This is a genomic window from Bradyrhizobium ottawaense (genome assembly GCF_900099825.1).
Lineage (GTDB): Bacteria > Pseudomonadota > Alphaproteobacteria > Rhizobiales > Xanthobacteraceae > Bradyrhizobium > Bradyrhizobium ottawaense_A.
This window is the reverse complement of record NZ_LT629693.1, coordinates 940,755-952,893: the sequence shown is the minus strand read 5'-3', so window position 1 is coordinate 952,893 and position 12,139 is coordinate 940,755. Positions and strand designations below refer to the sequence as shown.

The 12,139-nt window shown below is 63.0% G+C and carries 11 protein-coding genes; 2 read left to right on the top strand and 9 right to left on the bottom strand.

Features of this window, described 5'->3' with window-relative positions; all coding sequences use genetic code 11:
• Positions 1-14: 14 nt before the first annotated feature.
• From BLR13_RS04675 to BLR13_RS04645, 7 genes are all read right to left on the bottom strand, one after another.
• Positions 15-1,250, bottom strand: a complete 1,236-nt coding sequence (locus BLR13_RS04675; RefSeq protein WP_074827217.1) for an ABC transporter substrate-binding protein — start codon at positions 1,248-1,250, stop codon at positions 15-17.
• Positions 1,251-1,290: 40 nt separating this feature from the next.
• Positions 1,291-2,547, bottom strand: a complete 1,257-nt coding sequence (locus BLR13_RS04670) for an ABC transporter substrate-binding protein (RefSeq protein WP_074827219.1) — start codon at positions 2,545-2,547, stop codon at positions 1,291-1,293.
• Between the two features lie 36 nt (positions 2,548-2,583).
• Positions 2,584-3,291, bottom strand: a complete 708-nt coding sequence (locus tag BLR13_RS04665; protein WP_074827221.1) for an ABC transporter ATP-binding protein — start codon at positions 3,289-3,291, stop codon at positions 2,584-2,586.
• Positions 3,278-5,059 carry a branched-chain amino acid ABC transporter ATP-binding protein/permease gene (locus BLR13_RS04660; protein WP_091976347.1) on the bottom strand — a complete coding sequence of 594 codons (1,782 nt, stop codon included), beginning with the start codon at positions 5,057-5,059 and terminating at the stop codon, positions 3,278-3,280. The genes BLR13_RS04665 and BLR13_RS04660 overlap by 14 nt, the downstream gene beginning before the upstream one ends.
• Positions 5,060-5,061: 2 nt before the next feature.
• Positions 5,062-6,012: a branched-chain amino acid ABC transporter permease gene (locus BLR13_RS04655; protein WP_244525096.1), complete on the bottom strand. Its 951-nt coding sequence runs from the start codon at positions 6,010-6,012 to the stop codon at positions 5,062-5,064.
• A gap of 115 nt (positions 6,013-6,127) precedes the next feature.
• Complete coding sequence (locus BLR13_RS04650; RefSeq protein ID WP_074827226.1) at positions 6,128-7,525, bottom strand: MmgE/PrpD family protein; 1,398 nt, start codon at positions 7,523-7,525, stop codon at positions 6,128-6,130.
• Between the two features lie 34 nt (positions 7,526-7,559).
• Positions 7,560-8,498 (bottom strand): NAD(P)-dependent oxidoreductase, encoded by a 939-nt coding sequence (locus tag BLR13_RS04645; RefSeq protein ID WP_283806927.1) that lies wholly within the window; start codon positions 8,496-8,498, stop codon positions 7,560-7,562.
• Between the two features lie 131 nt (positions 8,499-8,629).
• Here BLR13_RS04645 and BLR13_RS04640 point away from each other — a divergent pair, with 131 nt between their 5' ends.
• Both BLR13_RS04640 and BLR13_RS04635 read left to right on the top strand, forming a co-directional pair.
• Positions 8,630-9,973 (top strand): MmgE/PrpD family protein, encoded by a 1,344-nt coding sequence (locus BLR13_RS04640; RefSeq protein WP_079586779.1) that lies wholly within the window; start codon positions 8,630-8,632, stop codon positions 9,971-9,973.
• 47 nt (positions 9,974-10,020) lie between these two features.
• On the top strand, positions 10,021-10,398 hold the full coding sequence (locus BLR13_RS04635) for a carboxymuconolactone decarboxylase family protein (protein WP_074827231.1): 378 nt from the start codon (positions 10,021-10,023) through the stop codon (positions 10,396-10,398).
• Between the two features lie 594 nt (positions 10,399-10,992).
• Here BLR13_RS04635 and BLR13_RS04625 read toward each other — a convergent pair.
• On the bottom strand, positions 10,993-11,385 hold the full coding sequence (locus BLR13_RS04625) for a DUF488 domain-containing protein (protein ID WP_074831896.1): 393 nt from the start codon (positions 11,383-11,385) through the stop codon (positions 10,993-10,995).
• Positions 11,386-11,434: 49 nt separating this feature from the next.
• Entirely contained in the window at positions 11,435-11,917 is a 483-nt protein-coding gene (locus BLR13_RS04620) for a hypothetical protein (protein ID WP_074827233.1), read from the bottom strand.
• Between the last annotated feature and the right edge of the window lie 222 nt (positions 11,918-12,139).

Genomic DNA, 12,139 nt, shown 5'->3' with positions numbered 1-12,139 from the left:
AATCCAATCTTCAGTCAGTTTTTGGGCCAGAACGGCTGCGCTAGCGCCAGTTGTGGGGGAAACACCGTGACCGGCACGCCGGCCTGCCACTGCACGATGGTCATGCCGGCGCCGACGCGGCGGCCTTTTTCGTCGAACTTGATTTCGCCGAGCGGGTAATATTTCGACGGGCCGGCATCCATGGAGCGCAGGGCGTCGGCGACCGCGACGCGGTCGGCCTTGCCGGCCTTTTCCAGCGCGTCCTTGATCACCCACATGTCGCCATAGGTGGAAATCGCATTCTGCGTCATCCACGGCTCCTTGTAGCGGGTCTTGAGTTCGGCAATCAGCGCCTCATGGCCCTTGGCGCCCCAGCTCGCGACACAGGTGAGCAAGCCCTGCAGCAATTCCGGGCTGACGGTCTGCAGCATGTCGGGCTCGGCGATCGCGATCCCGAACGAGATGGTCGGAAGCTTGCCTTGTCCAAGGCCGAACTCGTTCATCTTCTCAAGCAGCAGCTTGGCGTCGGAGATCACGGTCGGCAGGAAGAACAGCAAATCAGGTTTGGCCGACCGCAGTTTCTGGACCAGCGAGGTGGCGTCGGCCAACGGCGGGGTGAAGGTTTCATCGACGATCAGTTGAAGGCCATTTTCGGCAAGCAGGCCGTCGCGCATCGCCTTGGCCGACGACACCGATGCTGCGGTGTTGTCGGTGACGATCGCAACCGTCTTGGGCTTTTTGCCGGAAGCCGTTTCCGCCAGTTTCACGATCTGCGGCAGCGCCTGTTTTGCCTGCGATCCCGCCGTTGCCGAGGTCTGGAAGACATATTTGAAACCGCGATCGGTAATCTGGTCGGAGTAGGAGAGGGTCAGGACCGGAAGGCTGGCCCGTTCCGTCACTTCCGTGACGGCCAGCGTGAACGAACTCAGATAGGCGCCGCTCGCGGCCACCAGATCGGTTTCCTGGGCGACCATGCGTTGCGCAGCGTTCTTGGCCTTCTCCGTGGTATCGCCGGAGTCGAGTACGACCAGCTTCAGCTTGGCGCCGCCGAGCGACTTGATGCCTCCCTGCGCGTTGATGTGGTCCACCGCCATCTCGGCGCCCTCGCGCATGACCGTGCCTGGGCGCGCATAAAGTCCGGAAACCGGCACCAGCAATCCGACCTTGACCTCGGAAGGCTGCTGGGCCCACGCGCGAGAAGCGATCAGCCCGGCGGACGCGCCGGCCAGCAGGCTGCGCCGCGTCAATGCGGCCTTAGTAATTTTTGTCATGAACCGGTCCTCCCCAATATTTTTTTGAGACGAGATACGCTTAAGCTTTCTTCGGCCAGAACGGCGACGACTGCGCGAGGTCGGACGGGTACACGGTAACAGGCACGCCGTTCTGCCACTGCACGATCACGACGCCGGCGCCGACACGGCGGCCCTTTTCGTCGAACTTCAACTGGCCGCCGGGATAGTATTTCGCAGGCCCGCCATCCATGGTGCGGAACGCATCGGCGACGGCGAGGCGGTCGGCCTTGCCGGCCTTCTCGAGCGCGGCCTTCATCAGCCACATGTCGCCATAGGTCGAGATGACGTTCTGCGTCGCCCACGGCTCTTTGTACTTGGCCTTGAGCTCGGCGATGATGTCCTCGTGTCCTTTGCAGCCCCAGTTGGCGACGATGGTCATGATGCCCTGAACAACTTCCGGCGTGACGCTCTGCAGCATGTCCGGTTCGGCAACGGTGATGCTAAAGGACACGGTCGGAATCTTGCCCTGTCCGAGGCCGAACTCGTTGATCTTCTCCAGGCCGAGCTTGGCGTCGGAGACCGCGTTCGGCATGAACAGCAGCAGATCCGGCTTGGCCGCCCTGACTTTCTGGATCAGCGACGTGGCGTCGGACAGCGGCGGCGTCCAGACCTCCTCGACCATGAGCTGAAGCCCTTCCTGCGCCAGGAGTTTCTCCTTGAGCGCCTTGGCGGTCGCGACCGAAGTGGCGGTGTTGTCCATCAGCATCGCCACGGTCTTCGGACGCTTGCCCGAGGCCTTTTCGGCGAGCTTCATCAGTTCGGGCAGGCCGAGTTGCGATTGCACGCTGGCGGGCGCCGCGGTTTGAAAGATGAACTTGAAGCCGCGCTCGACCAGCAGGTCTGAATAAGACAACGTGAGCACCGGCAGCTCAGCCCGCTCGGTCACCTCGGTCACCGCCAGCGTGAACGATGAGAGGTAGGAGCCGGTAGCGGCAACGAGATCGGTTTCCTGCGCCACCATGCGCTGTGCCGCGTTCTTGGCCTTCTCGGTGGTGTCACCGCAATCGATCACGACCAGTTTCATCTTGGCGCCGCCGAGCGACTTGATGCCGCCCTGGGCGTTGATGTGCTCGATGCCCATCTCGGCGCCCATCTTCATCACCTGGCCGGGACGGGTGTAGATACCGGAGAGCGGTACGATCAAGCCGACCTTGACCTCGGCCGGCGCTTGCGCGCGCGCTACCGACGACAGTCCGATCGCGGCCGCGCCGGAGAGCACAGTCCGCCGTGTCAGCGAGGTCTTCGAGGTCTTGTCGGATGCGTTGTCCTGGCCCATTTTTATTCTCCCGATGGTGTTGTTGATCGCTGTTGGTCACATGCCGAGATAGGCTTTGCGGACGCGGTCGTCCGCCCGCAAGGTCTGGTTGTTGCCTTCAAGTGCGACGCGGCCGGCCTCGAGCACGTAGCCGTGGTCGGCGGACTCGAGGGCCTCCGCCACGCGCTGTTCGACCAGCAAAATGGTCAGGTTCGATTGCTTGCGGATTTCGATCAGCCGCTCAAAGATGAAATCCGCGATCGCGGGTGCGAGGCCCATCGAGGGTTCGTCCAGCATCAGAAGCTTGGGCGAGGAGGCGAGCCCGCGGCCGATCGCCAGCATCTGCTGCTGTCCGCCCGACAGCGTGCCTGCGAACTGGCCGCGGCGTTCGGCCAGAATCGGCAGCCATTCGAAGATGCGCTCGATATTTTTTTTCCAGTCGCGCCGGCCGGCCGCGGTGACCGCGCCCATTTCGAGATTTTCCATCACGGTGAGCGACGGAAATACTTGGCGGCCTTCGGGAACATGGGCGATGCCGAGATGCGCGCGTTGCGCGGGACGGATCGACAGCAGGTCGTGGTCTTCGAAGGTGATGGCACCCGCGCTTGGGCGCACGATGCCGGAAATCGTCTTGAACAGGGTGGTCTTGCCGGCGCCGTTCGGGCCGACGATGGCGACGAACTGGCCCTGTTCGACCTTGATCGAGACACCGTTCAGGACGGGAATCGCGGAATAGCCGGCGGTCAGCCCCTCAATGCGAAGCATGGGCCACCCATTTTTTGCCGAGATAGGCTTCGATCACGCGGCTGTCGCGGGTGACCGCTTCGGGTTCGCCTTCGACGATAACGGCGCCGTGGTCGAGCACCAGGAAACTATCCACAAGTCGAACCATGGCCTGCATGGTGTGTTCGATGATCGCGATCGTCATGCCGTCGCGGGCAAGCCGCTGGATCACCGCCACGACCTCATCGGCTTCGTCATGCCCGAGGCCAGCGAGCGTCTCGTCGAGCAACAGGATGCGCGGCTTTCCGGCCAGCGCGCGGGCCAACTCCATCAACCGCAATTCCTTGGTCGTCAGTTCGCCGGCGATCCGGCCGGCAATCTCCGTTAGACCAACCCGCGCAATGGCGTCCGCCGCCAGCCGCCGTGCCTCGGCATCGGTGCCGGCGCGGACATAGGCGCCGACCACGACGTTGTCCGAGACCGACATGCGAAGGAACGGGCGCATGATCTGAAAAGTTCGACCGATGCCGGCCTCGCAGAGTTCATGCGGCTTGCGGCCGGACATCTCGCGTCCGTCGAGCAGAATTTCGCCGGTGCCGGGCCGCAGAAATCCGTTGAGCAGGTTGAACAGCGTGGTCTTGCCGGCGCCGTTGGGGCCGATAATTCCCAAGATTTCGTTTTGCCGCAGCTTGAAGCTGACATCCTGCACGGCTTTCAGTCCACCGAAGGAACGCGACAGGTTGCGCACCTCGAGGACGACGTCTCCTGTGCCATGCGATCGTTTCGGCCGCGGCGGCATTGGTGCCGCGACGGTGTCAGCATGCGCGGGGGCGGGCGCGGCCGGTATGACCGCTTTCGGCGACGCCGGTCGCTTGCGCAGCAAATCGCGTATCTTCCAGAACAGGCCCTCCGGCGCGACCAGGATGACGCAAACGATTGCGAGCCCGAAGATCACGCCCTGAATGCCGGGGAAGCGCGAGCCCGCTTCGGCATTGAGCGTTTCGGCCAGCGGGATCAAGATCACGGACCCAATCACCGGGCCCCAGACGGTTCCGACGCCGCCGAACATCGCAACCGTCAGCGCCTGCGCCGATACCAGCATCCCGAATACCGACTGCGGGGTGACCACCAGCAGCACGACCGCGTAGAATCCGCCGACCGCGCCGGCGATGGCGCCGCTCAGCGTGATGGCGCGGAGCTTCCAGGCCAAGGTATTGATCCCCGCGGCTTCCGCGGCGGCTTCATTTTGCTTGATCGCGAGCAACGCCATGCCGAAGCGCGACCGTTCGACGGCGCGCGTCAGCAGGATGGTGCCGAGCATCATCGCCAGTGCCAGCAGCGTGTAGAGGCGGTGATCGTTGAATTGCATATAGGCGATCGGATTGTCGCGCTTGATCGGCAGCGTCAATTCCTGCAGGCCGAGCCATTCGAACACGTAGAGAATGGCGAGCGGGTAGGCGAGCATCGCCAGCGCGAAGTAGTGTCCCTGCAGGCGGAAGGTCGGAAAGCCGATTAGAAGCCCCGCCATGCCGCCGATCACGGCCGCAATCGGGATCAGCACCCATGGCGACAGGTCGAAATAGATCTGGCCGAGCGCGACCGCATAGGCGCCTAGACCGAAGAAGGCGGCATGGCCAAACGAGATCAGCCCGGTGTAGCCGCTGAGCAGGTTCCACGACAGGCCGAAGATCGCCCAGACCGGGACCAGCGTCATGACCAGTTGATAGTAGGAATTGGTCACGCTCAGCGACACCACCGCATAGAGCACGGTGAAGACAAAGACGGGAAGCAGCGATCGCCATCCGCGCATCGTCACGTCCTCTCGACCATGCGCCCGAAGAAACCTTGCGGGCGGAAGAAAATGATCAGGAGGAACACGACGAAGATCGCGGCGTTCTGCAACTGCGTCGGCAATATCAGCGTCGACATCTGCTGAACCAGGCCGATCGTCATGCCGCCCCAGAAAGCGCCGATGATGCTGCCCATGCCGCCGAGCACGACGCCGGCATACATGACGATGACATATTCGACGCCGACGAAGGGATGGAACGGATAGTTGGTGGCGAGCAGGCCGCCGGCGATCGCGGTGATGCCGGTGCCGAGCGCGAAGGCAATACGATGCGCGCGGTCGACGTCGATGCCCATATAGGTTGCCGCGGTCGGGTTGTCGGCGGCGGCACGCAGCGACTTTCCGACCTTCGAGCGGGTGATCAGCAGCGTCAGCAGCAACATCGTCACCAGCGAAACCACGGCGTCGATGCCGCGCGCCTTGTTGACGAAGACGCTGATATCCCCGAGCAGCGGCCCGAGCTCCCATGCCGAACTCGACAGCGGCGTCCGGATCGAGGCCAGTACCGAGCCGAACACGAGCAGGCCGCCGTTCTGCAGGATCAGCGCAATCCCCAGCGTCAGAATGAGCTGGGCGTAATGGCCGTCGCCCTCCAGCGAAGAAGTACGCGTGCCCGATACGCGCGAGATCAAAACAAGGTGGACGGCATAGCCGAAGGCGGCCAGCACCGGGCCGGCCAGCAGGATCGCGATGAACGGCCCAAACGTGTTGCCGAAGGTGGCCTGCACGCCGAGCGCGGTGAAGAAGTAGAATGCTGCATACATGCCGAGCATCATGAAATCGCCCTGGGCGAAGTTGATCACCCGCATGACGCCGAAGATCAGTCCGAGCCCGACGCACATCAGGCCGTAGACCGCGCCGATCAGGAGGCCGGCGGACAACGCTTGCAGAAAGGTTTCCAGTGCCTGATTCACCGCCGGCCTCGCGCCGGAACGGCCTGCTTCGGGCGCACGCCTGCTATCGGTTCAGCGGCACTGGCTGTCTCGGGTTTGGACATGACGTTCCCCATTTTCTGTGTCTCGCTGTGGCTCATGACGCGGGCCGCAACCGTTGTTCGGCCGGGTCAGGCCGGCACTGGGCCGCGATCACGCTGCTGTTCGAAAGCTGTGCGCAATTGTCGACAAGCTCTTCCAGACGCAGCGCACGGCGTTCTCCGATGGCGTCGGCGGCGGCCAGCCGGAAGCATGCGCGAATTTCTTCAGGCGTAGCGGCGATGACATTGTCGAGACGCTGCCGGACGGTTTTGCCGTTGCGCAGGCCAACGAGGACCTCGGCGCCCTGGTTCGCCGGGAACGCGGCGGTAAATCCTGCCTCGCTTTGCAGGTCGGTGCATGCGACGAGGCGGAGAACCCTGGGATCGTTGATGTCAGCGTAATTGTCCTCTTCGAGCGCGCCGCGCGCCAGCACAGCGGCGACGCTGAAGGGGATGCTCATCTTGGCTTGCAGCGCGTTATGAAAGGGCCCTGTGGAATCGCAGCCGGGGTATCGGGCTGCGGCTTCGGGGACGCGGATCGAAACGGTCGCGATGTCCTCCGACGTCTCGATCTCGCGAGCAACCCGCAAGGCAGCCTGCGCCGCGGTTTGCGCGAAATTGCAGGCAGGAGCGGGCTTGTTGTAGACCGCCATGATTTCCGGCCGCTCGCCGGCGAACAATCGGATCGCGGCGGGGGCAGGCTGGCGGCGGAAGGCGGCGAATAGTCCGGCTTCGCCTTCAAGAATCGTTTCGGAGGCGCGGGCGCCGGCTTCGGCCAGTTCGACCGCGGCAACGGCGTTGCGCGCGGCGAATCCCGGATGAAAATACATCTCGGAGCCGCCAGAGCGCGGCCATTCGTTGAGGCCGGACGATGTGTTGGCGGCAATGGCGATTGCGCTGGTGGCGGCGTCTTCGCTGAGGCCGAGCGCATAACTTCCGGCAAGGGCCGCGCCCAGCGGTGCCACCAGCCCGGTCGGCCGGTAGAGGCGGGCGAGATCGGCGGTGAAGAGCGCGCGGCCGATCTGCGCGCCGGTTTCATAGCCGATGATCGCGGCGGCAAGGAACGTCGCGCCGGATAACGGTGTCCGCTCCGACAGCGCGAGCAAGGTCGGCCAGATCACCACGCCATGATGGCAGATGCTGGCGGCGTGCATGTCTTCGCGCACCAGGCCGTGGCCCATCGTGGCATTGGCGAAGGCCGCGTCCCCCGCTGTTGCCAGCTTGCCGGTCCCGACAATCGTGGCACCATGGCTGACCTCGCGGGCGATGCCGATCGCCTGGCGGCTCCACGGATGGTTGCGTGCCTCAAAGGCACAGGAGAGAAAATCCAGCAGGCAGATCTTTGCTTTTGCGATGACGTCGGCATCAAAACGGCTGAGATCGACGGCAAGCGCGGCGCGAGCCAGTGCTCGCGCCATCGATATCTCGCTTGCTCCGCCGGCCCGGATCGTCATGGCAATCGCGTTTCCCCTGGTTTCTCCCCGTGTATCAGCCGCGCATTTCGACGCCGGCCCATTCCTCCAGCACCTTCGCGATCGACGTGAAATCGGATGACGCGCCATACTTGGCGTTGGTGATGGCAAGCATCTGCCGGACCACTGCGCCGCAGACCATCGGCACGCCCATTGCCTCGGCTTCATCGACGCAGAGCCGCACGTCCTTGTAGGAGAGGCCGGTGGTGAAGCCGAAATCGAAGGTGCCGGGAAGCACGGCGCGGGGGAATTTGTCCTCGGAGGCGCTGTTGCGTCCGCTGCTGGCGTTGATGATGTCGATCAGCACCTTTGCGTTGACGCCGCCCTTGACGCCCATCGCCACCGCCTCGGAGGTGATGACGAGCGCTGCCGCCGCCATCAGGTTGTTGGCGAGTTTTGCCGTCTGCGCCGTGCCCGGCTGGTCGCCGGTATAGAACAGCTTTCCGAAATGCTTCAGGATCGGCTCGACCCTGTCGTAAGTTGCCTTCGGGCACGACACCATGACCGCAAGCGTGCCGTTCACCGCACCCTTGATGCCGCCGCTGACGGGCGCATCCACCAGCGTGATCTTCCTCGCCTCGAATCCCTTTGCGATCAATTTGGCGGCGCCGGGGCCAGTGGTCGACAGGTCGATCAGCACCGTGGCGCGGTTTCCGGCAACGATACCGTCCGGTCCGAGTGCGACCGCCTTGACGATGTCGGGGGTCGGCAGGCTCGCCAGCACGATATCCGCGCTCGACGCCACTTCGGCCGGCGACTTCGCCAGCCGCGCGCCGCGCGCCACCAGCGCCTTGGTCGCCTCGGGCTGCGCATCGTAGATGCAGAGCGAATAGCCGGCATCGAGCAGGCGTCCGGCCATCGGCCCGCCCATGCGGCCCGTTCCGACAAAGCCGATTGTTTCTCCTGCCATGGTCCGCTCCCTGCGGCGCCCGTCTGCCGGGCGCCTTGTTGTGATGGGCCGGGGGTCCGGCCGCGTTTGGCCGAATGTCCTGATTGTCAGTTAATCTGTCAAGCATAAGATTCCTGTCGACAGGCCGCGGCGCGCCGGAATAGGATTGGAAAAACAAGATCCGGGGAATTCGCTCAGTGCGGCAAGATGAAGCGCAAGGTGCCGCCACAACGTTTGCCGATTTCGTTGCCGGCACGGTGTGGGAAGATGTCACCGCGCAGGATCATGAAGCGAAGCGTTCGATTCTGAACTTCTTTGCGACCGCGCTCGGTTCGTCCCGCGACCCGGCCGTTGCTGTTGCCTTGAAGACGTTGCTGCCGTTCAGCGGCGCTGCGACGTCGGCGATCATCGGCCGGCCGGAACGGCTGGATGCGATGGGGGCGGCGTTCGTGAACGCGATTTCGGCCAACCTGCTCGATTTCGACGATACCCATCTGGACACCATCATTCATCCGGCCGCGCCTGTCGCGGCACCGGTGCTGGCGTTGGCGCAGGCGCGGGGATTTTCGGGGCAGGCCGTACTCACCGCCTTCATTCTCGGCGTCGAGGTCGAATGCCGCGTCGGCAACGCGGTGTCGCCCGGACACTATGCGCGCGGCTGGCATATCACCTCGACCTGCGGGGTATTCGGTGCAGCGGCGGCCTGCGCGAAGCTGCTCGGCCTTTCGGTGCAGCAGATTTCAAACGCCATCGGGATTGCGGCCAGCCAGTCGGCGGGGGTCGTCGAAAATCTTCCGAGTGCGGCCAAGAATGTCAGCGTCGGCAATGCCGCCCGCAACGGCCTGTTCGCGGCATTGCTCGCTTCCAACGGCTATTCCGCATCGCCCAAGGCCATCGAAGGTCCGCTCGGCTGGGCTCGCGCCATGGGCGACGCGCCTGATCTTGCGAAACTGACTGATGGCCTCGGCAAGAGCTGGGAGATCGCCAAGAATACTTACAAACCTTATCCTGCCGGCATTGTGTTTCATGCCGTGATCGACGCCTGTTTCAAATTGCGGGCGCAGCTCGATGGGCGAATCGATTATATCGCGTCGATTTCCGTGCGCGGCTCCGCGCTGCTGCTGGCGCGGGGCGACCGGCCGGTTCGCAACGAACGCGATGCGCGGGTTAGCATTCATCATTGCGTCGCGTGCGCGCTCTTGCTGGGCGCCGCCGGCGTCACCGAATTTTCGGAAACGACCGTATCCCGGCCCGACATCATCTCGCTGCGCCGGAAGGTCAAGGCGGTGCTCGACGCATCGCTCCCCGACGGGGCCGCGCGCGTGACCATCCATCTGGCGTCGGGAGAGACGTTCGATGAGATCGTCATGGCAGCCAAGGGCAGCCTCGAGGACCCACTGACCGATCGCGATATCGAGGCGAAGCTGCGCGAATGCGCGCGGCTGGGGGGTACCGACTGGGATATCGAACGCGTAATCGACCGTGTCTGGAATCTCGATACACTGGCCGATGTCTCGGGCCTGATGGGGACGCACGGCTGAACGCGCGTTCTTGAAAAGCAGCAATCAAACGGTGGAAGGAACCAACGATGAGCGAATTGTTCGACAAGGGATTGAAGGTCCGCAAGGAAGTGCTCGGCGAGGAGTACGTCAACAAATCCATCGCAGGCGCCGACGAATTCACCCGGACGATGGCGGAATGGTCGACCGAGTTTTGCTGGGGCGCGCTGTGGACCCGGCCCGGCCTCGATCGCCGCACGCGCAGCATCGTCAATCTGGCGATGCTCGGGGCACTGGGTCGGCCTCACGAACTCAAGCTGCACGTCAAGGGCGCGTTGAAGAACGGCGTGACCAAGGACGAGATCAAGGAGATCCTGCTCCAGGTCGGCGTCTATTGCGGCATCCCGTCCGGAATCGATGCCTTCCGGAATGCGCGCGAGGCCTTCAACGAGGTTGAGGGGAAGTGACGCAGCCGGTGGCTGTGGTGCAACCGTAGCAGACCGATCCAGCTCGCGAGGCGGCTTGCCGGCCTCGCGAATATCATGGCCCCGGAGATCAATCAGATCGACGGGAGGCCTATTCGGCAGCGTCCAGTTCGACGCACCGCACGCGATATTCCCTGGCCCATTCGAGTATTCCGGCCGGATTCGTCGTAACAGCGCCAAGCGCGCCCATTCCGCCGGCGCTGGCGACGGCGGCAGCAAGGCTGGGCGGACATGCTCCCGCCATTGGCGCTTCGAGTATTGGTACACGGAGGCCGAAGCGTTTGCAGAACTGATCGGATCTATCGCGAGGCGAACTGCGGTAGGTATTCACTGGATGTTCCTCAAGCCTTTGGTCGTGAATGTTGACGGCGCGAACACGTCGCTCGCGTCCTGGTCGAGACGCTGAACGAGGGCTGGCTACGTGAACTGCGTATGTGCTGTGCCGAATGAACGATTCAAGATGGCCGCCGGATCAGTTTGAAGCGACATCGTTGAAGAGTTGAATTGTCTGCCTCCGGTTCGATGCCGTAAGGCGTGTACCCGCCGGACTGCAGTTTCCCGGAGTCGAACGAGGAATCAAGCCGATGTCGAATGCATTCCGGATCGGCCAAGCAGAATATCCCTCAGGACGATGGCGTGGTTGTGAATCTTGTCATGGGCTCCGAACACGAGTGTAATCCGGCCCGATTTGGCGCGCGCACGCAGTTCGTCGAGCTGTTCTCTGTGCTTGTAAATCTCTTTCACGTATCGATGTTGAAATTCCTGCCAGCGTGCGGGGTCATGCCTGAACCAATTTCGCAACATGGTGCTTGGCGCGATGCTCTTGTCCCACCGATCGATCGCCGCATCGGCTCTGCTAACTCCGCGAGGCCACAGGCGATCGACGAGTATCCGGGTGCCGTCGCTCGCAGCGGGAGGATCATAGGCGCGTTTTAGTCTGACATTTGCGGCTGCGATTCTCTTCCCCATCCAGATGGCTCCGTGCGTCATTTCCTTCCCCGACCGGCAAGTCAATGCGTTAGTCGCTGTTTGCGCCCGGCAATGGCTGCGACGCCACCGCTTGCTGTTCAATCGTGGCATTGACGTGGTTCGGTACACCGGCGTTCTTGTTCGCGTGTTGGGTAATACTCCCGGATATGGCGATCGACCAGAAAATGATGCCGTAGGTCAGCCACATCACTATTCTGCCGCTGTCGTTATCCGTCGGGATCGATCTCTCACGAGTTGCGCTATGCGACGGCAAAAGCTCGACAAGACGAGCAGCCGCGACGCTGGCTGTCAAAGGCGACCAGCGCTCGCTATCCGACTTCCAGATCGTTGAAGCGAGGCTGTTGACGGCATGATCCTTCGGAAGCTGGGCCAAGCGCGCCGCCTCCTGCCAGGCGTCGATGTCCTGTCTTGCCAACGCGGAGAGTATCGTCAGCGGCGTTTCGCCGTTGTCATCGAGTGGCGCGAACAGGAAGCGATCAAACTCCGGGCTGGCGTGAGACAATTGGGTCATGTCCTATTGTCCTTTCATGGCGAAGGAACGCTCGGCATCAGGAGAGCCCGTCGCGACTCGGCAACAGGCGAAACCATTGATGGCGTTGGGACAGGCCGCGCGTGTACGCCGAATGCCATCCTCGTTCTTTCGATGTATTTTACAAGCGACAAATTTTCACCATTAAATTTGAAAAGATAGATAGTAGACGTGACGCAAATGTTCGGTCGGAATCGCGTCGCG

Excerpts from the sequence above, each read along its gene's own strand:
- BLR13_RS04650 (WP_074827226.1), bottom strand. The coding sequence starts at position 7,525 with ATGACGATCCGGGCCGGCGGAGCAAGCGAGATATCGATGGCGCGAGCA.
- BLR13_RS04675 (WP_074827217.1), bottom strand. The coding sequence starts at position 1,250 with ATGACAAAAATTACTAAGGCCGCATTGACGCGGCGCAGCCTGCTGGCC.
- BLR13_RS04625 (WP_074831896.1), bottom strand. The coding sequence starts at position 11,385 with ATGGGGAAGAGAATCGCAGCCGCAAATGTCAGACTAAAACGCGCCTAT.
- BLR13_RS04635 (WP_074827231.1), top strand. The coding sequence starts at position 10,021 with ATGAGCGAATTGTTCGACAAGGGATTGAAGGTCCGCAAGGAAGTGCTC.
- BLR13_RS04620 (WP_074827233.1), bottom strand. The coding sequence starts at position 11,917 with ATGACCCAATTGTCTCACGCCAGCCCGGAGTTTGATCGCTTCCTGTTC.
- BLR13_RS04665 (WP_074827221.1), bottom strand. The coding sequence starts at position 3,291 with ATGCTTCGCATTGAGGGGCTGACCGCCGGCTATTCCGCGATTCCCGTC.
- BLR13_RS04660 (WP_091976347.1), bottom strand. The coding sequence starts at position 5,059 with ATGCGCGGATGGCGATCGCTGCTTCCCGTCTTTGTCTTCACCGTGCTC.
- BLR13_RS04670 (WP_074827219.1), bottom strand. The coding sequence starts at position 2,547 with ATGGGCCAGGACAACGCATCCGACAAGACCTCGAAGACCTCGCTGACA.